The organism is Stenotrophomonas sp. TEPEL (genome assembly GCF_004348785.1).
In the GTDB taxonomy this organism is placed as follows: Bacteria; Pseudomonadota; Gammaproteobacteria; order Xanthomonadales; family Xanthomonadaceae; genus Stenotrophomonas; species Stenotrophomonas indicatrix.
Map to the genome: position 1 here is coordinate 1,250,867 of NZ_QQXJ01000001.1, position 20,106 is coordinate 1,270,972.

Annotated in this window: 15 protein-coding genes; 13 read left to right on the forward strand and 2 right to left on the reverse strand. The window is 67.3% G+C overall.

What is annotated here, in order from left to right; translation table 11 throughout:
• Positions 1–167: 167 nt before the first annotated feature.
• Both asd and TEP_RS05490 read right to left on the reverse strand, forming a co-directional pair.
• Entirely contained in the window at positions 168–1,010 is an 843-nt protein-coding gene (gene asd / locus TEP_RS05485) for an archaetidylserine decarboxylase (protein WP_132824560.1), read from the reverse strand.
• Positions 1,007–1,657 (reverse strand): SCO family protein, encoded by a 651-nt coding sequence (locus TEP_RS05490; protein ID WP_025876141.1) that lies wholly within the window; start codon positions 1,655–1,657, stop codon positions 1,007–1,009. Before TEP_RS05490 ends, asd begins: the two co-directional genes overlap by 4 nt.
• 123 nt (positions 1,658–1,780) lie before the next feature.
• Here TEP_RS05490 and prmB point away from each other — a divergent pair, with 123 nt between their 5' ends.
• From prmB to TEP_RS05555, 13 genes are all read left to right on the forward strand, one after another.
• Positions 1,781–2,710, forward strand: a complete 930-nt coding sequence (gene prmB / locus TEP_RS05495; RefSeq protein ID WP_132824561.1) for a 50S ribosomal protein L3 N(5)-glutamine methyltransferase — start codon at positions 1,781–1,783, stop codon at positions 2,708–2,710.
• Positions 2,707–3,810: a chorismate synthase gene (gene aroC, locus TEP_RS05500; protein WP_132824562.1), complete on the forward strand. Its 1,104-nt coding sequence runs from the start codon at positions 2,707–2,709 to the stop codon at positions 3,808–3,810. The genes prmB and aroC overlap by 4 nt, the downstream gene beginning before the upstream one ends.
• Complete coding sequence (locus tag TEP_RS05505; RefSeq protein WP_132824563.1) at positions 3,803–4,840, forward strand: D-glycerate dehydrogenase; 1,038 nt, start codon at positions 3,803–3,805, stop codon at positions 4,838–4,840. Before aroC ends, TEP_RS05505 begins: the two co-directional genes overlap by 8 nt.
• Positions 4,841–4,930: 90 nt before the next feature.
• A complete protein-coding gene (locus TEP_RS05510) occupies positions 4,931–5,959 on the forward strand; it encodes an aspartate-semialdehyde dehydrogenase (protein WP_132824564.1) in 1,029 nt (342 codons plus the stop codon).
• An 82-nt stretch (positions 5,960–6,041) separates the two neighbouring features.
• Positions 6,042–8,003, forward strand: a complete 1,962-nt coding sequence (locus tag TEP_RS05515; RefSeq protein ID WP_132824565.1) for a FimV/HubP family polar landmark protein — start codon at positions 6,042–6,044, stop codon at positions 8,001–8,003.
• Positions 8,004–8,026: 23 nt separating this feature from the next.
• Positions 8,027–8,386, forward strand: coding sequence for a VOC family protein (locus TEP_RS05520; RefSeq protein WP_132824566.1), 360 nt, complete (start codon positions 8,027–8,029; stop codon positions 8,384–8,386).
• Between the two features lie 32 nt (positions 8,387–8,418).
• A complete protein-coding gene (gene truA, locus TEP_RS05525; RefSeq protein WP_033831657.1) occupies positions 8,419–9,189 on the forward strand; it encodes a tRNA pseudouridine(38-40) synthase TruA in 771 nt (256 codons plus the stop codon).
• On the forward strand, positions 9,186–9,842 hold the full coding sequence (locus TEP_RS05530; protein ID WP_025876155.1) for a phosphoribosylanthranilate isomerase: 657 nt from the start codon (positions 9,186–9,188) through the stop codon (positions 9,840–9,842). Before truA ends, TEP_RS05530 begins: the two co-directional genes overlap by 4 nt.
• 168 nt (positions 9,843–10,010) lie before the next feature.
• Positions 10,011–10,685 carry a DUF1449 family protein gene (locus TEP_RS05535; protein WP_132824567.1) on the forward strand — a complete coding sequence of 225 codons (675 nt, stop codon included), beginning with the start codon at positions 10,011–10,013 and terminating at the stop codon, positions 10,683–10,685.
• Complete coding sequence (locus TEP_RS05540) at positions 10,682–12,700, forward strand: hypothetical protein (protein ID WP_132824568.1); 2,019 nt, start codon at positions 10,682–10,684, stop codon at positions 12,698–12,700. The genes TEP_RS05535 and TEP_RS05540 overlap by 4 nt, the downstream gene beginning before the upstream one ends.
• Positions 12,701–12,782: 82 nt before the next feature.
• A complete protein-coding gene (locus TEP_RS05545) occupies positions 12,783–18,161 on the forward strand; it encodes a DNA repair ATPase (protein ID WP_132824569.1) in 5,379 nt (1,792 codons plus the stop codon).
• Positions 18,162–18,166: 5 nt separating this feature from the next.
• Entirely contained in the window at positions 18,167–18,865 is a 699-nt protein-coding gene (locus TEP_RS05550; protein ID WP_132824570.1) for a hypothetical protein, read from the forward strand.
• 43 nt (positions 18,866–18,908) lie between these two features.
• The gene (locus TEP_RS05555) at positions 18,909–20,018 is read left to right on the forward strand and encodes a toxic anion resistance protein (protein WP_132824571.1); all 1,110 of its coding nucleotides are present in this window, start codon (positions 18,909–18,911) and stop codon (positions 20,016–20,018) included.
• The last annotated feature ends 88 nt before the right edge of the window (positions 20,019–20,106 follow it).

Below are 20,106 nucleotides of genomic sequence, written 5' to 3' on the forward strand. Positions count from 1 at the left end.
TGCGTTGATCCAACGCATCGAGCGTTGCCGGCCCCGAGCATCCGGTACAGCTGGGCCAGGCACTGGCCAAGCTGCGCTGATCCTGCGGTAGTGCCGGCCGCTGGCCGGCAACGCTCGATGCGTTGGATCAACGCAGATGCCAGCCAGCGGCCGGCACTACCGCAGGATCAGCGCAGCTTGGCCAGTGCCTGGCCCAGCTGTACCGGATGCTCGGCATCCAGGTGCGGGGCGAATTCGGCCACGCCCGGCGGCAGCAGCACGATCACGGTCGAGCCGTAATTGAAGCGCGCCATCTCTTCGAAGCGCTGCAGGGTGATGCCGCGGCCCCGGTAGTCCTTGCGGGTGATGCGGTCGCCGTAATGCGGAATCTCTTCGCCGCTCCACACCGTTTCCACGCCCGACACCAGCAGCGCACCGACCATCACGCTGACCATCGGGCCGAAGCTGGTATCGAAGTGGCAGACCAGGCGTTCGTTGCGTGCGAACAGGCCGGGCACGTTGTTCACCGCAGCCGGGCCGACGCTGAACAGACGGCCGGGCACATGCACGGTTTCGCGCAGGGTGCCGGTCCACGGCATGTGCACGCGGTGGTAGTCGCGCGGCGACAGGTACACCGTGGCATACAGGCCGTCGTTGAACGGCTTGGCGTCCTCGGCGCTGCCCAGCAGCTCGGCAGCGGTGAACGACTGGCCCTTGGCCTGGAAGATGCGTCCGGCGTCGATCTTTCCCAGCTGGCTGATGCGGCCATCGGCCGGCATCACCAGGCTGCGCGGATCGGTATCGGCCACGCGCGCGCCGGGTTTCAACGCGCGGGTGAAGAACTGGTTGAAGGTCGGGTAGCTGCGCGGGTCCGGATTGGCCGCTTCATCCAGGTTGACGTTGAACTTGCGGGTGACCGTGTCGATCAGCCAGCGCGATACGCGCGGGTTGTCCGAGTACGCCAGCGAACGCGCCATCGAGGACAGCAGGCGGTGGGGCAGGACGTACGTCAGGGCGGTGGTCAGACTCATGGGGCGGATTTCTCGGTCAGCTTCTGCAGGTCGCGGGCGATCGCCGGCGCGTTGAACGGGGGCCGCACCAGGCCGGCGAGCCGGCCCTGCGGATCGAGCACGGCCAGGCTGGCGGAGTGCTCGAGGGTGTAATCCTCGGGATTCTCGTCGAAGTGCTTGCCCGGCACCTTCTGGAACACGAAGCCCAGCGAGGTGGCAAAGCGCTCCAGCGAGGGGATGTCGGCAGTCGCCGCCAGGGTGTCCTTGTGGAAGCCATGGGCGTACTCGCCCAGGCGCGTGGCGGTGTCGCGCTCCGGGTCGACCGAGACGAACAGCACACGCGGGCGCAGGCCGTCGGGCAGGGCTTCCCACTGGTTCTGCGCGCCGGCCAGCTCCGCCAGGGTGGTCGGGCAGACGTCCGGGCAGAACGTGAAGCCGAGGAACACCAGGGTCCAGTGGCCTTTCAGTTCGCCGGGAATCAGGCGCGTGCCGTCGGACTGGGCCAGGTTGTAGTCGGGCAGGGCGCGCGGCTGCGGGTACAGGGTGATCGCTTCGGTGGCCGGCTGCCCGGCCGGCGGCTTCGGCGCGAACACCTGCTGGGCGGCGAGCAGGCCAAGGCCCGCCGCCAGGGCGATCAGCAGGATGATGCCGACGTTGCGATTGAACATGGGATTCCGCCGCAGGAAGTGGCCACCATCATACCGGCTGCGGCTGGATCGTTTCTGCGGCAACGGATGCCGGCGCAGGCAGCAACCCCTATAATCGGGGGCCACTTTGCCCGCAGTACCGCCATGACCGCTGAAACGGCCGCCGAACTCCATACGATCATCGATCTGATCCGCTACGGCACCAGCCGTTTCAATGCTGCGGGCCTGACCTTCGGGCACAGCTACGACAATGCCCTGGACGAGGCCACCCAGCTGGTGCTGCACGGCCTGCACCTGCCGCACGACCTCGGCCCGGCCTACGGCCAGGCGCGCCTGCTGCGCGAAGAGAAGCTGGCGGTGCTGGAGCTGTTCCAGCGCCGCATCGATGAGCGCATCCCGGCCGCCTACCTGACCGGTGAAGCCTGGTTCGCCGGCCTCAGCTTCAAGAGCGACGCGCGCGCCCTGGTGCCGCGTTCGCCGATCGCCGAACTGATCGAGTGCGGCTTCGAGCCGTGGCTGGCCGGCCGCGATGTCACCCGCGCGCTGGACCTGTGCACCGGTTCGGGCTGCATCGCCATCGCCATGGGCCACTACTACCCGAACTGGGAAGTGGACGGCGTGGACCTCAGCGATGAGGCGCTGTCACTGGCCGAAGAGAACAAGGAACGCCTGCAGGCGCACAACGTGACCCTGCTGAAGTCGGACCTGTTCAACGGCCTGACCGGTCGCCACTACGACCTGATCGTCACCAACCCGCCGTACGTCACCAACGACGAGACCGACGCTCTGCCGCAGGAATACTCCTACGAGCCGGAGATGGGCCTGCGTGCCGGCGAAGACGGCCTGGACCTGGTGCTGAAGATCCTGCGCGACGCGCCGCTGCACCTGAGCGAAGACGGCCTGCTGATCTGTGAAGTGGGCGAGTCCGAACAGCATCTGATCAAGCTGCTGCCGGAAGTCGACTTCGCCTGGATCGAGTTCAAGGTCGGCCAGATGGGCATCTTCGCGGTCGAATGCCGCGAGCTGATCGCCCACAGCGCCCGCATCACCGAACTGGCGGCGCAGCGCCCGTGAGCTCCAATTCGTTCGGCAAGCTGTTCACCGTCACCACGTTCGGCGAATCGCACGGGCCGGCCATCGGCTGCGTGATCGATGGCTGCCCGCCGGGGCTGGCGCTGGACGCGGCCGAATTCAACCATGACCTGCAGCGTCGCGCCACCGGCAAGAGCCGGCATACGTCGGCACGGCGCGAGGCCGACGAGGTCGAGATCCTGTCCGGGGTGTACGAGGGCCTGACCACCGGCACCCCGATCGCGCTGCTGATCCGCAACACCGACCAGCGCAGCAAGGACTACAGCAACATCGGCCAGCAGTTCCGTCCGGGGCATGCCGACTACAGCTACTGGCACAAGTACGGCATCCGCGACCCGCGCGGCGGTGGCCGTTCTTCGGCGCGCGAGACCACCATGCGCGTAGCTGCTGGCGTGGTCGCCAAGAAATGGCTGGCCGAGCGCTTCGGGGTCACCGTGCGTGGCTACCTGTCGCAGCTGGGCGAGATCCGTCCGGCCGGTTTCGACTGGTCGGCGGTGGAAGACAACCCGTTCTTCTGGCCGCACGCCGTGCAGGTGCCCGAGCTGGAGGCGTACATGGATGCGCTGCGCAAGTCCGGCGATTCGGTCGGTGCCCGCGTGGACGTGGTCGCCGACAATGTACCGCCGGGCTGGGGCGAGCCGATCTACGGCAAGCTTGATGGCGAGCTCGCGGCCGCACTGATGAGCATCAACGCGGTGAAGGGCGTGGAGATCGGTGACGGTTTCGCCAGCGCCATGCAGAAGGGCACCGAACACCGTGACCTGCTGACCCCGCAGGGTTTTGCCAGCAACCACGCCGGCGGCATTCTCGGTGGCATCTCCACCGGCCAGCCGGTGGTCGCCTCGATGGTGCTCAAGCCGACCTCCAGCCTGCGCCTGCCGGGTGAATCGCTGGATACGGCCGGCAATGTGGTGGAGGTAGTCACCACCGGCCGCCATGATCCCTGCGTCGGCATCCGCGCCACGCCCATCGCCGAGGCGATGATGGCCCTGGTGCTGATGGACCAGGCGCTGCGCCACCGCGCGCAGTGCGGCGATGTCGGCACGATCACCCCGCGCATTCCCGGGCAGATCGATGGCTGACACGCGGCCGACCGTGTGGGTGAGCCAGCCGCTGATCGACGCGGCCATCGCGCCGTTGCGCGATCGCGTGCAGCTGCGCAGCACCGATACCGTCACCGCCTGGTCGCCACAGCAGATCGCCGCGCAGCTGGCCGACGTTGACGGGGCGATCATCACCCTCAACGAGCGCATCGGTGCAACCCAGGTCGCCGATGCCGCGCAGTTGAAGGTGATCGCAAATGTCGGCGTCGGCTACAACAATCTGGATGTCGACGCGCTCAGCGCTGCCGGCATTCTTGCCAGCAACACCCCGGACGTTCTCACCGAGACCACCGCCGATCTCGGCTTTGCGCTGTTGATGGCCACTGCGCGCCGGATCACTGAATCCGAGCGCTGGCTGCGCGAGGGCCAGTGGGGGCAGTGGTCGTTCCAGACCATGCTGGGTGCCGACATCCATGGCAGCACGCTGGGCATCCTCGGCATGGGCCGCATCGGCCAGGGCATCGCCCGTCGCGGCGCACACGGCTTCGGCATGAAGGTGCTCTACCACAACCGTTCGCGGCTGGCGGCCGATACCGAAGCCGCGCTCGGTGCGACCTACGTGGATCTGGACACGCTGCTGGCGCAGTCCGACCATCTGGTGACCGTGTTGCCGTACACCGCCGCCTCGCACCACATCATCGACGCCGCCGCGCTGGCCAAGATGAAGCCGTCTGCCACCCTGGTGAACATCGCCCGCGGCGGCATCGTCGACGAACTGGCGTTGGCCGATGCACTGGCCAACGGTCGCCTGGCGGCGGCCGGCCTGGATGTCTACGAAGGCGAACCGAACGTGCGGCCGGAACTGCTGGCCCTGCGCAACATCGTGCTGACCCCGCATATCGGCAGCGCATCGCTGGCCACGCGTACGGCCATGGTGCAGCTGGCCGTGGACAATCTGCTGGCCGGGCTTGGCCTGGATGGCAGCCCGTCGCGCATGCCGAGCGCGATCAACGCCGACGCGGCCCTTGCCGCGCGCGCGACCTCGGACAAAAAAAGCGGGAAACGATAGGGAACCTCCGCGCATCCATCCGAGGAGGCTCCCCGAACCCAGCTGTCGTGCGTGAGTTTTCCCCCTTCCCGTTTTCGTGAGAGTTCCCCCATGAGCAATGCACAACGCAGCTTCCACGTCGCCATCGTCGGCGCCACCGGCGCGGTCGGCGAGACCATGCTGGCCATCCTGGCCGAGCGCGATTTCCCGGTCGGCACCCTGAGCCTGCTCGCTTCCGAGCGCTCGGCCGGCGGCGAAGTCGAATTCAACGGCAACAAGGTCAGGATCCAGGACCTGGCCACTTTCGACCCGAGTGGCGTGGACATCGCCCTGTTCTCGGCCGGTGGCAGCGTGTCCAAGGAATACGCCCCGAAGTTCGCTGCCGCTGGCGCGGTGGTGATCGACAACTCCTCGGCCTTCCGTTACGACGATGACGTGCCGCTGGTGGTGTCGGAGGTCAATCCGGACCAGGTCGCCAACCGTCCGCGCGGCATCATCGCCAACCCGAACTGCTCGACCATGCAGATGCTGGTCGCGCTGGCACCGCTGCACCGCAAGTACGGCATCGAGCGCATCAACGTGTCCACCTACCAGTCGGTATCCGGTGGTGGCCGTTCGGCACTGGAAGAACTGGGCAAGCAGACCGGCCAGCTGCTGAGCTTCCAGGAAATCGATCCGCAGCGTTTCCCGGTGCAGATCGCCTTCAACCTGATCCCGCATATCGACGACTTCCAGGACAACGGTTTCACCAAGGAAGAGATGAAGCTGATCTGGGAGACCCGCAAGATCCTGGGCGACGACAGCATCCTGGTGAACCCGACCGCTGTGCGCGTGCCGGTGTTCTATGGCCACTCCGAATCGGTGGCGATCGAAACCCGTGACAAGGTGACCGTGGCCGAAGCGCGCGCGCTGCTGGAACAGTCGCCGGGCATCGAGGTGGTGGATCGTCACGAGGCCGGTGGCTACCCGACGCCGGTCACCCATGCCTCGGGCACCGACGCGGTGTACGTCGGCCGCATCCGCGAGGACCTGTCGCATCCGCGCGGCCTGAACCTGTGGATCGTGTCGGACAACGTGCGCAAGGGCGCAGCCCTCAACGCGGTGCAGCTGGCCGAGCTGGTCGCCGCCGAGAAGCGCTGATCCGGCCTGTGCAGCCGGGCCCGCGCCCGGCTGTGACTGCGGTGGGTGCGGACCGTGGTCCGCACGCTTTATAGTGTCGCCCATGAATAAACGAGCCAAGGGCGCACGGCGTCCGCTCACCTGTCTTTCCGCCGCGCTGCTGGCCCTGGTCAGCAGTTCGGCCATGGCCCTGGGCCTGGGCGACATCCGGGTCCTGTCCAAGCCGGGACAGCCGTTGCTGGCCGAGATCCCGGTGATCTCGGCCGATCCGTCCGAACTTGAGAACCTGCGCGTCGCGCTCGCTTCGCCGGTCACCTTCGAGCGCGTTGGCCTGCAGCGCCCGGCGGGTCTGGTCAGCGAACTGCAGTTCGAGCTGACCCGCAATGCGCAGGGCAGGGCGGTGGTACGGGTGACCTCGCAGACGCCAGTGGAAACTCCCTCGTTGAGCTTCCTGGTCGAGGCCGACTGGGGCCAGGGCCGGCTGGTGCGTGAGTACTCGGCGCTGGTCGATGCACCGGCCAGTGCACTGGCCGTGGCCGAACCGGAAATCGTCGCGCCAGCCGGTGTGCTGTCGGACACCATCGTCCGGGATGCGCCTGCCACCGCTGCAACCGCACCCGAGCCGGCACCGGTCACGGCGGCCGCCGCACCTGCTGCACCGCGTCCACGGGCTGCGTCACCTGCACCTGCGCTGGTCGCAGACGGCAGTGTGACCGTGCAGCGCGGACAGACGCTTTCGCAGATCGCCGGCTCGCTGGCCCGAGGCAATCAGATCAGTCGCGACCGGGCGATGATCGCGCTGTTGCGTGCCAACCCCGAAGCCTTCATCCGTGGCAACGTCAACCTGCTCAAGCAGGGCGCGGTGCTGCGCATGCCGGGCGATGCCGCATTGGCCGCGGTGGATGCGGCCGAGGCCACCGCGCTGGTCCGCGAGCATGCCGCGCAGTGGCGGCAGGCACGCACTGTGCCACAGCCGGCTGGCGCCGCAATGCCGGTGGCCAAGGCCGATGGCGCCGCTTCTTCCCCGGCTGCGGCCACAGGGGCACGACTTGAAATTGCTCCGGCGCTGGCATCCGACGCCGCGCACGCGGGCACAACCACCGGCACCAGTGCCGGCAGCGAGGGTGACATGCTGGGCAACGAACAACTGCGCCAGGCCAAGGAGGACATCGCCACCCGCGATGCCGAAATCGGCGATCTGAAGCAGCGCGTGGCGGAGCTGGAGAAGCTCAAGGAGCAGCAGCAGTCACTGATCGCGATGAAGGACAACGACCTGGCCGCCGCGCAGCAGCGTTTGGCCCAGGCGCCCGGTGCCCCCGGCGCTGGCACGCCGTGGTACTGGCTGGGCCTGCCGCTGCTCGTGCTGGTTGCCCTGGGCGCCTGGCTGCTGCGTCGTCGCAAGCCCTCGCCGCTGCCGCCGCTGCGCGAGGAACACGATGCCGCCGGCCTGGCAGCAGCGCTGCCGGCAGGTGCCGCGCTGGATACCCTGACCGAACAGGACGCCGGGGTGAACGCCGATGGCGGACGCCAGGAACCGGCGATGCCGGCCTGGGCTGCCACTGCCGACCATGACGCGCCGGCTGCGGACATCCATGAGGATGCCTCGTCGGCCGAGTGGCGGGCGGGTGAGCTTGATGAGGACGAACGGGTTGAACTGCCTGCTGCGGTGAACGATCTGCCGCGCTGGGACGATCCTGCCGGCGCTGCTGCGGTTGCGCCCATCGCGCCAGCCGAGGTGGCCGTGCCCGAGTACGCGCTGCAGGCCGAACAGGAGCCGCAGTTCCGCGGTGTGTTCGATCTGCCGGCCGAACCGCATGAGCATGAGACGGCCGCACCGGTCGACCCGCACGACGACCGTGCGGCCGCCGAGGACGCCGTCGGGTCTGCGACAGGCAGTGCCCATGACTGGACCCCGCGTGTCGGCCAGGAGCGGCTGGAGCTGGCCATCGCCTATCTGGACCTGGGCGACGCGCAGACCGCGCGCACCCTGCTGCAGGAGGTTGCCGAAGGGGGTGACCTGCATTGCCAGGCGCAAGCGCGCGAACTGCTGGCCCGTCTGCCCTGACACCCCTTCGACAAGGACCTGCGATGACCCGCGAACGCCGTCTCGACTACGTTGAATTCGCCTCGAGCGACCCGGCCGCGAGCCGCGCGTTCTTCGAGGTCGTGTTCGGCTGGTCGTTTGTCGATTACGGCAGCGACTACACCGCTTTCGATGACGGCCGCCTGCAGGGAGGCTTCTTCCGTGGCCAACCGCAACGTGCCAGCGAAGGCGCGCCACTGCTGGTGCTGTATGCCGAGCAGCTGGCGCCGATGGAGGCGGCGGTGCGCGCGGCCGGTGGTCAGATCGTGCGGACCGTGTTCTCTTTCCCTGGCGGCAGCCGTTTCCAGTTCGTCGAGCCCGGTGGCAACGAACTGGCGGTCTGGTCCGAGCGCGACCCGGCCTGAGCGCCGCCCCACCCGCAACATCGAGGTAGCACATGCGTTACGCGCTCGGCGTCGAGTACGACGGCAGCGATTTCAGGGGATGGCAGAACCTGGGCGAGGGCGGACCCAGCGTCCAGGCCAGCCTGGAACAGGCCCTGTCATCGGTGGCCGATACCCCGTTGCAGGTGGTCTGCGCCGGCCGCACCGATGCCGGCGTGCACGGCCAGTGCCAGGTCGTGCACTTCGACACCGACGTGGTGCGTGATCCGCGCGCGTGGATGCTCGGCACCACTACCCGCCTGCCGCGTTCGATCGCCGTGCGCTGGTGCGTGCCGGTGGCCGACGATTTCCATGCCCGTTTCTCCGCCCGGGCACGACGTTATCGCTACCGCCTGCTCAATCGCGAAGTGCGCCCGGCGCTGGGCCGGCAGACCCTGAGCTGGGAGCGGCGCCCGCTCGATGCCGAGCGCATGCACCTTGCGGGGCAGGCCCTGCTGGGCGAGAACGATTTCAGCGCCTTCCGCTCGGTCCAGTGCCAGGCCCTGCATGCCCGGCGAGAGCTGCAGTCGCTGCAGGTCAGCCGCCACGACGACGTCATCGAAGTGGCGGTGCGCGGCAATGCATTCCTTCATCACATGGTCCGCAATATTGTCGGCTCGTTGATTCTGGTTGGCAGTGGGGAGAAACCGGTGGAGTGGATCGCCGAACTGCTGGCCGGGCGCGACCGAACCGTAGCCGGTCCCACCGCTCCTCCGCAGGGACTGGTGTTCCTGGGGCCGCTGTACCCCGACAACTGGCATCTGCCCGCCGAGGTAACGCTATGAGCCGCTCCTACTATCGTACCCGCATCAAGTTCTGTGGCATGACCCGTGCCGGCGACGTGCGCCTGGCCGGCGAGCTGGGCGTGGATGCGGTGGGCTTCATCTTCGCCCGCGAGAGCAGCCGCCGGGTCGCGCCGGCCGAAGCGCGCGCGATGCGCCAGGCGATCGCACCGATGGTCGACGTGGTGGCGCTGTTCCGCAACAACAGCCGGGAAGAAGTGCGCGAGGTGCTGCGTACCGTGCGGCCGACCCTGCTGCAGTTCCATGGCGAGGAAGACGAGAGCTTCTGCCGCAGCTTCAACATGCCCTACCTGAAGGCGATCGCCATGGGCGGGCGCGAGGAGATCAATGCGCGCACCCTGCAGCTGCGCTACCCCAGCGCCGCCGGTTTCCTGTTCGACAGCCATGCGCCGGGCGGCGGCGGCGGTACCGGCGTGGCCTTCGACTGGTCGCGTATCCCCACCGGCCTGCACCGGCCGTTCCTGCTGGCCGGAGGCCTGACGCCGGAGAACGTGCATGACGCCGTGCTGGCGACCCTGCCGTGGGGCGTGGATGTCTCCAGTGGCATCGAGTTGGAGCCGGGCATCAAGGACGGCTACAAGATGCGCACGTTCGTGGAAGAAGTCCGGCGCTCCGATTGCGCCGTGCTGGATTGAGACACGGTCACTTCCGGGGTGTCCGGTCTTCACATTTGAGCCTGCACACCCTCTTCACATAGGATGATCCCAAGCGTGCTGGCCATGAGGGCCCGCACGAGGATCGACGGAGCCGCTGGTGGCGTGCTCCGAACGGGCGCCTGGCGCCCCCGCCCAGGAAGGCAAGCGATGCAGGAATTCCTAACCGTCGTACTCGGTTATCCGACCCTCCCGTACAGCGTCGCGCTGGCGGTGGCGGTTCTGTATTGGGGGATTGCCGCCTTTGGCTTGGTCGATGACGGTTTCGGCGAGGCCGGTGCCGATGGTGCCCTCGAAGGCGACGCCCATCTCAGCGGTCTGTCAGCGCTGCTGGCGCGCTGGGGCCTGGGCGGCGTGCCGCTCATGGTGGTGGTGACGCTGCTGAGCCTGTTCGCCTGGACCCTCACCTACTTCATCCATCTGTACCTGCTGCTGCCGTTGCCCAACCTGCTGCGCTGGTCATTGGGCACCGTGGTGGCGGTGCTCGCACCACTGCCGGCGGTGCCGGTCACCGCGCTGCTGCTGCGTCCCATCCGCCGCTTCCTGCTGCGCCTGCGCCCGGTGCCGCAGGCCTCGCTGCTGGGCCGGGTCGGCGTGGTCGCCTCGCCCAAGGTCGATGCACGCAGTGGTCATGCCACCGTCGACGACGGCGGTGCCGGCCTGGTCCTGCAGATCCGCAGCGACATCGAACTGCAGCGCGGCGAGCGCATCGTGCTTGTCGAGCACGTGGCTGCACAACACCATTACCGGGTGGTCCGCGCCGACGCGGTCGCCCTCGACTTCCAGGACAACCTGCTTCCGGGCAACAAGGAGAAACATCAATGACGTTGGCATCCGCACTACCTTTCCTGGCCATCGTGGGCACCATCGTGGCCATCCTGCTCGGCTTGGCGGGCCTGTTCAAGGCGTTCTACCGCAAGGTCGACCAGGGCGTGGCCCTGATCGTCAACGACATGAGTTCCACCCCGAAGGTGCATTTCACCGGTGCGCTGATCATTCCCGTGCTGTACCGCGCCGAGCTGATGCGGATCAGCCTGATCACCCTGCAGATCGACCGCCGCGGCAAGGAAGGCCTGATCTGCCGCGACAACATGCGCGCCGACATCGCCGTGGCGTTCTACCTGCGCGTCAACGAGACCCAGGCCGACGTGCTGCGCGTGGCCAAGGCCATCGGTGCCGACCGTGCGTCGGACAAGCATGCCGTCGATGAGCTGTTCAACGCCAAGTTCTCCGAAGCGCTGAAGACGGTCGGCAAGAAGTTCGATTTCACCGAGCTGTTCGAGAAGCGCCAGGAATTCCGCGACGAGATCATCGCGGTGATCGGCAACGACCTCAATGGCTATGTGCTGGAAGACGTGGCCATCGACTACCTGGAGCAGACCCCGAAGTCGCTGCTGGACCAGTTCAACATCCTCGACGCGCAGGGCATCCGCAAGATCACCGAGCTGACCGCTGCGCAGAACGTGGTGACCAACGAGCTGGAGCAGAACGAGAAGCTGGCCATCACCAAGAAGAACGTCGAAGCCCGCGAAGCACTGCTGGCCCTTGAACGCCAGCAGGCCGAAGCCGAGGCACGGCAGAAGCGCGAGATCGAGACCATCCGTGCGCGCGAGGAAGCCGAGACCGCCAAGGTGCAGGAAGAGCAGCGCCAGTTGTCCGAGAACGCCCGTATCGAAGCGCAGCAGCTGATCGACATCCGCGAGCAGAACCGCATGCGCGAAGTTGAAGTGGCCGAGCAGAACCGCCAGCGCGCCGTGGCCATCGAAGCCGAGCGCGTGGAGCGCGCACGCCAGCTGGAGCAGGTCACCACCGACCGCGAAGTGCAGCTGCAGGGCGTGGAGCGCGACAAGGTGGTCGAGCAGGGCAAGATGGACGTGGCCAACATCACCCGCGAACGCATCTCCATCGACAAGACCGTGGCGCAGGAAGAAGAGCGCATCAAGGAAGTGCGCGAAGTCTCCGAGGCCGACCGCCAGAAGCAGGTGTTGATCCTGGAAGCCGAGGCCAAGGCGCAGGAAGCGCTGGTGCGCGAAGTGAAGGAAGCCCAGGCCCGCGAGACCGCCTCCAAGCATCGCGCGGTCGAGCTGACCACGCTGGCGCAGGCCGAGCACGAAGCCGCCGGCAAGCAGGCCGAGGCCAAGCGCCTGCTGGCCGACGCCTTCCGCGCCGAGCAGGCCGCACCGGGCCTGGCCGAAGCGCAGGTACGCGAAGCGTCGGCGCTGGCCATCGAGAAGGTCGGCATCGCCGAGGCGCGCGTGATCGAGGCCAAGGCCGAGGCCGCACTGAAGCAGGGCAGCAACGAGGCGCGCGTGCTGGCCGAGACGCTGCAGGCACAGGCGCAGGGCGAGGAGAAGATGGGCCTGGCCCGTGCCACCGCCACCGAATCGCTGGGCAACGCCGAAGCCAGCGTGGTGCAGAAGAAGCTGCTTGCCGAGGCCGAGGGCCTGGTCCGCAAGTTCGAAGCCATCGCTTCGCTGAGCGACCAGGCTCGCGGCCATGAAGAGTTCCGCATGATGCTGGACAACAGCCTGAAGCAGGCGCTGGCCTCGATCGAAGCCGGCAAGGAAGTCTCGCGCGAGAACGCCGGCGTCATCGCCAGCGCGCTGCGCAACGCCGACATCGACCTGGTTGGCGGCGACGGCGGCATGTTCGAGAACCTGATCAAGGCGGTTTCGCTGGGCAAGTCGATCGAAGGCTTCGCCGGCAAGAGTCCGATCGTGCAGGACCTGATGCAGCGCTACCTGGGCGTCAACGTGGCCGACAATGCACCGCGGCAGATCGCCGAGGACGCAGAGACCGTGCCCGTCGCGGCGACCGTCGTGGTCGACAGCGCGCGCTGATCCACCCGGCGATGGCCATCGCCATCGCCCACCCGTGCCGGCCGCATCGACGGCCGGCCGTCCGTGAGCCGGAAACCTGCTGATGTCCGAAACCAAACCGTCCACCGAGTCCGCCGCACCAGAGGCTGCCGGCGCTACCGTCGACCAGGCCGTAGCCCAGGGCGGCGCCTATGAAGTCCTGCGGCGCCGTCTCGGCGAACAGGGCCAGCGCCTGCAGGCCGTTGCCGAGCAGCTGAACCGCCAGCGCCTGGCCGAGTTCGGCGACAGCCGCCTGGAGGTGATTGGCCGCTTCCGCATCCGCAGCGAGAACAACTGTGTCGGCCGCGACATCGTCCAGGTCGGCCCGGATCGCCTGCTGTTCGGCTACAACGTGTTCATCGGGCTCAAGACCCAGACCCGCATCGAAGATGTGTTCGGTCTGTACCGGCTGGTACAGGGCGCTGATGGCTACGACGTCGCTGCCCTTGAACTGAAGGGCAGTTTCCTCGCCCAGCCCGGCTTCGTGCATGACTTCAACGAGCTGTACGCCTACTACAAGCATGCGCGCCTGCTGCAGCTGATCGTGGTGGGCGACAAGCTGCTGGCCTCGTTCCAGATCGGCGAGCGCAGCAGCGACGTGCGCGTGTTCCGCTGGGCGTTGTCACGCGAAGGTGAACTGACCTATCTCGATGCACGCGGCGAGCGTGACATCGCCTTGCCGCCGCCCTTCGATTTCGAATGGACCCGCGCCACGCGTGACCTTGCCGTCAACGGTCGCCACTCGCATCTGAACATCCTCGATACCCTGTTCGTGGAAACCACCGGTGGCGATCTGACCATCAAGGTGGAGAACAACACCGAAACCGGGCAGGGCATCTACAGCGAGCCGGTGGAGGACAGCACGCAGTCGCTGGACGATGCCCAGTTCGAGTTCGCCCGGGTCGGCTCGCTGGTGCTGCTGAAAGTGCTGCCCTACCGCGAAACCGAATGGCGCGGACTGATCTACAACACGCTTACCGGCGACATCGTGCGCAACGATGCCATCGTCCAGGCCTGCGTGCAGCTGCCCGAAGACCACGGCATCATCTTCCCCGGCGGCTATTACCTGCAGGGTGGCGAGCACAAGGCGTTCGACGCCTCGATGGATGGCATGCAGTTCAAGCGCAGCATCCGTTCGCCCAACGGCGAGGACGTGCTGTACATCTTCTACGAGCGCGAAGGCGGGCGTTCGGCGCTGTTCGTCTACAACACGATCCAGCGCGTGCTGCAGAACCCGGTCTTCGGCCACGGCTACGCCTTCATGCAGGACGGGCGAATGGTGCTGTTCCATGCCGAAGGCACCGAGCCGACCCGCATCCATCCGATGCAGGTCTGGCAGACGCCCTTCAGCAGCGATGAGTTCGCCGCCAGCCGTCCGCCCGGCAATACCTTCATGGGGCGCATCGGCAATGCCGAGCTGGTTCGCGGCATCTCCAACCTGTTCAACCTGGCGCGCGAGATCGACGGCCAGGATGTATCGGTGCAGCGCTACCAGCGCCTGGTAGCCGATACCCGGCGGCTTTTCGATGCGCATCATTGGCTGGGTGACGAGGCCTGCGATGGCGCCGAAGCCCTGCTGCGGCAGATCAGTGCCACCGGCGAATCGGTGCTGGACGAATACGAAAAGGTGCAGTCGATCCGCCAGCAGTCGGCGCAGGCGATGGCCGAGGCAGAGGCCACGCACAAGGCACTGCTGGGCCGGCTGCAGCCGGAAAACTGGAACGAGGTGCAGGCCTTCGTCGAAGCGCTCAACGCGATCACCGCACTGCGCGGTCGACTGCTGACCATCCGCGAACTGCGCTACATCGATACCGCGCGCATCGAGGCGATGGCCGCCGAACTTGTGCAGGCGCACGACCGTGTCGGCGCCGCCACCGGTACCTTCCTTGCCGGCGATGCAGCACTGGCCCCCTTGACCGCCCGCATGCAGGCGCTGGACGAAGCCGCACAGCAGGCCGCCAGTGCACGCCAGCTGGATGAGCAGCTGGACGGCCTGCGCGGCATGGCCGGCGACCTGGACATGCTGTCCGAGCTGATGGCCGGGCTGAAGGTCGACGATGCGACTGCGCGCACCCGCGTGGTCGAATCCATCTCGCTGCTGTACGGGCGCCTGAACCAGGCGCGCGCACGTGCCGAACAGCGCCGCAAGTCGCTGGGCTCGGCCGAAGCCGTGGCCCAGTTCGCTGCCCAGTTCGCCCTGTTCTCGCAGTCGATCACCAGCGCGCTGGCGATGGCCAGCGACCCTGAGCGGGCCGACGAGCAGTTGTCGCGCCTGCTGGTGCAGCTGGAAGAACTGGAAAGCCAGTTCGGCGAGCACGAGCAGTTCCTCGGCGACATCCTGAGCAAGCGCGAAGAGCTGGTCGAAGCCTTCGATACGCACAAGCAGGCCCTGCTGGATGATCGCCAGCGCAAGGCGCGCTCGGTGCTCGATGCCGCCAACCGCATCCTTGATGGCCTCGCAAAGCGTACCGAGCGGTTCGGCACGGCCGACGAGCTCAACGCGTTCTTCGCCGGCGATCCGCTGATCCTCAAACTGCGTGAACTGGCCGAGCGCCTGCGTGCGCTGCACGACAACGTCAAGGCTGACGATGTCGAGGCGCGCCTGAAGGGCGTGCGCGACCAGGCCGTGCGCCAGCTGCGCGACCGCAGCGACCTGTACGAGGCCGGCGGCAACGTGGTCCGCCTTGGTCCGCGCCATCGATTCAGCGTGAACACCCAGGCGCTGGACCTGACCCTGCTGCCACGGGGTGAAACCCTTGCCATCCACCTCACCGGCACCGATTTCCTGGAGAGCCTGCACGATCCCGAGCTTGATGCGCTCAAGCCGTTCTGGCCGGTGACCCTGGATTCGGAATCGGCAGCGATCTACCGTGGCGAATACCTGGCCGGGTGCCTGTTGCTGGCTGCGGAGGAGGGCCGCGATGGCCTGGACCTGGCCCAGCTGCAGCACGATGCAGCCGAACCGGAAGCGCTGGGCCAGCGGGTCCGCGCCTTTGCCGCGCCCCGTTACCGCGAGGGCTACGAGCGCGGTATCCATGACCATGACGCCGCCCTGATCCTGCGCGCGCTGTTGCCGCTGCAGCAGGCCGCCGGACCGCTGCGGCATTCGCCCCATGTGCGTGCGTTGGCACTGCTGTTCTGGGCCGCGCGGCAACGCGATGAAGCCGTGACGCAGTGGCCCGGCCGGCAGGCCGGTGCCGAGGCCATCGCGCGCCTGTTCGGCTCCGATGAGGGGCGCCACGCTCTGCGTGCGGAAATGGCCAAGGCGCTGCATGACCACGCACTCGCGCATGCACTGCCGTTCGACGCCGCTGCCGCCGATGCAGCAGCGGCATATCTGGGCGAAGAACTGGTGGCCGGCGAGCCGGTGTTCAGCACCAGCCGGCACGCGCGGGCATTGCTGGACGCGCTGTCGCAGCAACTGGAGCAGGCGGGCCAGCGTGATGCGCTTGAACGTGCGCTGCAGCGCTCGCAGGATCCGCTGGCCATGCGTTGGGCATTGGCCGGGCAATGGCTGCGAGCGCTCGCCGGGCTGCCGGCACAGTCGGCGCATGCCGGCTATGTCGAAGAAGCGGCGGCATTGCTGCTGGTGCAGCGACAGCTGCGCACCCGTGCCAGCGATGCACCGCTGCAGGCGGAGGTCAGCGGCCTGCTGGGCGAACATGCCCGCATCCACAACGGCAGCCTGACCGTGTCGCTGGACGATTTCCTGGCACGCCTGCAGCACCACCTGCAGTCGTTCGTGCCGGCCTTCCACGCCTATCAGGCGGTGCGCCAGGGCATCATCGGTCGCGAACGCGAAACCCTGCGGCTGTCGGAGTTCAAGGCCCGGCCGTTGTCGTCCTTCGTGCGCAACAAGCTGATCAACGACGTATATCTCGGCGTGATCGGCGACAACCTGGCCAAGCAGATGGGCACCGTTGGCGAGAACAAGCGCAGCGACCTGATGGGCCTGCTGATGATGATCTCGCCGCCGGGCTACGGCAAAACCACGTTGATGGAGTACGTGGCGCATCGCCTCGGCCTGGTCTTCATGAAGATCAACGGCCCGGCGCTGGGCCACGAAGTGCGGTCGCTGGATCCGCAGCAGGCACCGGATGCGACCTCGCGGCAGGAGCTGGAGAAGCTCAACCTGGCGCTGGAGATGGGCAACAACACCATGCTGTATGTCGATGACATCCAGCACACGCACCCCGAGTTCCTGCAGAAGTTCATCTCGCTGTGCGATGGCACGCGCCGCATCGAAGGCGTATGGCGCGGCCGTACGCGCACCTACGACATGCGTGGCAAGAAGTTCTGCGTGGTCATGGCCGGCAACCCGTACACCGAATCCGGCGAAGTGTTCAAGATTCCGGACATGCTGGCCAACCGTGCCGACATCTACAACCTGGGCGATGTGCTCGGTGGCATGGAAGCAGCCTTCACGCTCAGCTACATCGAGAACAGCCTGACCTCCAACCCGGTATTGGCGCCGCTGGCCACGCGCGAGATGGCCGACCTGTACCTGCTGGTCGACCGCGCGATGGGCAAGGATGTGTCCACCAACGGCTTGAGCCACGCCTACAGCGGCGCAGAGATCAACGAGATCACCGCCACCCTGCAGCGCATGCTGCAGGTCCGCGATGTGGTCTACAAGGTCAACCAGCAGTACATCGCCAGCGCTGCCCAGGATGACCGCTATCGCACCGAGCCGCCCTTCCGCCTGCAGGGCAGCTACCGCAACATGAACAAGCTGGCCGAGAAGATTTCGCCGGTGATGAATGACGACGAGCTGCAGCAGCTGATCTCCGACCACTACCTGGGCGAAGCGCAGCTGCTGACCACCGGTGCCGAAGAGAATCTGCTGAAGCTGGCCGAGCTGCGTGGCGTGCTCGATGAAGAACGCGCGCAACGCTGGGCGCAGATCAAGCGTGATTTCCTGCGCAACAAGGCAATGGGTGCCGGTGACAGTGATGTCGGTGGCCGCGTGGTCGCGCAGCTGGCCGACATCGCCAGTGCGTTGCAGCTGCCACGGCCGCCGCCGCCGGCAGAGGTGGCCGTCGTACCGGAGCCTGCGCCATGGCCGGCCCTGCTGGCAGCGCTGCAGCGCCTGGCCGATGCACGTCCGGCCAGCGCGCCGGCTGCCGCCGTACCGCAGGCCGCAGCCACGCCATTGGCCGAAGACCTGCAGGCTGGTCTGGCGCCGCTGTTGCAGCTGCTGGTCGCCTCGCAGGAACAGCAGGTGCAGTTGTCGCAGACGTTGGCGGCGTTTGCCGGGTGGGCCCGGCAGCAGGTAACGGCCGATGTGGCCACGACCGACACGCGTCGTCGCCCGCGGGTGCGTCGTGCAGCGACTCCGGAAGAACGTGCGCTGGACGAAGCGTTGATGCGCCACTTCTACGGTGAATCATTGCCGCCGGAAACGGTGGCCGATGACGGCCCACGGCCGCCGCCGCTGCCGTGACCTGCATGCGCTCCCTGCCCGAACCCGTGCTTCCGGCGCGCGCCGATGTGGCCGCGCTGGCTGCGTACGGCAGCCCCCTGCTGCAGGGGCTGGCCGAGCCGGCGTCGTTGCCGGCCGAGGCAGGTGGCGAAGGCCTGGTGGCTGCGCTGGCGCGGATCGCACTGGCGTTGCAGGCCAGCGATCCGGCGCGCCTGCGCCGGCGGGAGAGCTGGTGGGGGCGCCTGCTCGGCCGTGACGTTGAACGCCAGGCGCAGGCGCAGGGGCTGCAGGCGCAGCTGGGCGTGCTGGCGCTGCAGGCGCGCGAGCAGGCCCAAGGTCTCGCGCAGCGTGTGCAGCAGCGTGCCCGGGCCATCATCGACAACGACGCGGCTGCAGCCGCGTTGGAGAACTGGGCCACGTTCGGCGCCGCGCAGCTGGCAATGCTTGACGGAGCCGCGCAGGCCGCGCTGGCGCCACGCGTGGACCACCTGCAGCGGCTGGCCACGCTGCGACGCATCGAAAGCGGGCAGTGGCGGCTGCTGCAGGAGCAGGACGAAGCCCTGCTGCAGCGCTTCGTCCGCATCCACGATGTCCTGCTGCCGGCCTGGCGCCAGGCCGCATTGGCGCGTCAGGCACTGGCGCAGGCTGCACAGGCCGAGCAGGCAGCCACGCTGCAGGCCCAGATCGACGACGAAGTAGCTGCTGCTCAGGCTAGACTGCCCTGAGCCGCCCGCCGCTGCCGCTTATCCACCGCAAGGACACTGCCCGATGACCCAGGACAGCCAGAACTCCGGCACGATCGTGCCCGCCACCACGCCCGCCCCTGAACTTGATGACAGCACGTTGAAGGCCCTCGGCTTGGTCCGCGACGACCTGCCGCACATCGCCGAGATCGGCCGCGAGCTGGAAGACCTGCGTCCAGGCAACCTGCAGGTGTTCGGCCGTGAGGCCGCCGCACGCACAACGGCCTTCTCCAGCCAGCTGCTGGACCAGGTGCGCAACCGTGACCTCGACGCCAATGGCGAGAAACTCGGCGAAGTGGTGCGCATCGCGCGCGAGCTCAAGCTGGATGGCTTTTCCCAGCGCTCGAAGGTGCCGTTGATCGGTGGCCTCATCGATCGCCTGCGTTCTTCCAAGGGCGAACTGGTGCAGAAGTTCAGCGATACCAATTCGCAGATCGAACAGCTGCTCGGCGACGTGGGCGCGCAACAGGCACTGATGACCAAGCGGGTGGCCGATTTCGACCGCATGCATGACATCGTCCGCGAGGAGCGTCATGCGCTGGGCCTGTATGCCGCCGCCGGCAAGCAGCGCCTGGCCCAGCTGCAGTCCGAGCAGTTGCTGGGGCAGGGCAGCGATGACCCGCAGCAGCGCATCCGCCAGAGCGAGATCGACAATGCGATCCGCCTGATCGAGAAGCGCGTTTCCGACCTGCAGCTGATGCAGCACGCGGCTGACCAGTCGCTGCCGATGATCCGCCTGATCCAGGCCAATGCGCTGCAGCTGATCGAGAAGTTCAACACCGTCCGCGACATCACCATCCCCTCGTGGAAGCGTCAGTTCGCGATCCAGTTGTCGCTGGGCGAACAGAAGAACGCCGCCGAGCTGGCCAATGCCATCGACGATGCGACCAATGAGCTGATGCGGCGCAATGCCGATCTGATGCGCCAGGCGTCGGTGGACACCGCACGCAGCAACCAGCGCGGGGTGATCGACGTGGCCACGCTGCGCCACGTGCACGATCAGCTGATCGCTACCGTCGAGGAAGTGCGCAGCATCCATCGCGAGGGCATGCAGCAGCGTCAGCAGGCCGAAGTCGAGTTGTCGCGCCTGCGCGAGGATCTGCAGCAGCGCCTGGCGGCGCCGACGGCGTCGTAGCCGGCGTCTGCGGTGGACGTCCCAAGGGAAGGGGTAATGTGACGAAATGCGCATTTTTGCGTTGTATCGGGATGCCGACGACGAAGTC

Bases quoted from the DNA above. Each gene is read 5' to 3' on its own strand.
- asd (WP_132824560.1), bottom strand. From the start codon at position 1,010: ATGAGTCTGACCACCGCCCTGACGTACGTCCTGCCCCACCGCCTGCTG.
- TEP_RS05490 (WP_025876141.1), bottom strand. From the start codon at position 1,657: ATGTTCAATCGCAACGTCGGCATCATCCTGCTGATCGCCCTGGCGGCG.
- prmB (WP_132824561.1), top strand. From the start codon at position 1,781: ATGACCGCTGAAACGGCCGCCGAACTCCATACGATCATCGATCTGATC.
- TEP_RS05505 (WP_132824563.1), top strand. From the start codon at position 3,803: ATGGCTGACACGCGGCCGACCGTGTGGGTGAGCCAGCCGCTGATCGAC.
- TEP_RS05510 (WP_132824564.1), top strand. From the start codon at position 4,931: ATGAGCAATGCACAACGCAGCTTCCACGTCGCCATCGTCGGCGCCACC.
- TEP_RS05515 (WP_132824565.1), top strand. From the start codon at position 6,042: ATGAATAAACGAGCCAAGGGCGCACGGCGTCCGCTCACCTGTCTTTCC.
- TEP_RS05520 (WP_132824566.1), top strand. From the start codon at position 8,027: ATGACCCGCGAACGCCGTCTCGACTACGTTGAATTCGCCTCGAGCGAC.
- truA (WP_033831657.1), top strand. From the start codon at position 8,419: ATGCGTTACGCGCTCGGCGTCGAGTACGACGGCAGCGATTTCAGGGGA.
- TEP_RS05530 (WP_025876155.1), top strand. From the start codon at position 9,186: ATGAGCCGCTCCTACTATCGTACCCGCATCAAGTTCTGTGGCATGACC.
- TEP_RS05535 (WP_132824567.1), top strand. From the start codon at position 10,011: ATGCAGGAATTCCTAACCGTCGTACTCGGTTATCCGACCCTCCCGTAC.
- TEP_RS05540 (WP_132824568.1), top strand. From the start codon at position 10,682: ATGACGTTGGCATCCGCACTACCTTTCCTGGCCATCGTGGGCACCATC.
- TEP_RS05545 (WP_132824569.1), top strand. From the start codon at position 12,783: ATGTCCGAAACCAAACCGTCCACCGAGTCCGCCGCACCAGAGGCTGCC.
- TEP_RS05550 (WP_132824570.1), top strand. From the start codon at position 18,167: ATGCGCTCCCTGCCCGAACCCGTGCTTCCGGCGCGCGCCGATGTGGCC.
- TEP_RS05555 (WP_132824571.1), top strand. From the start codon at position 18,909: ATGACCCAGGACAGCCAGAACTCCGGCACGATCGTGCCCGCCACCACG.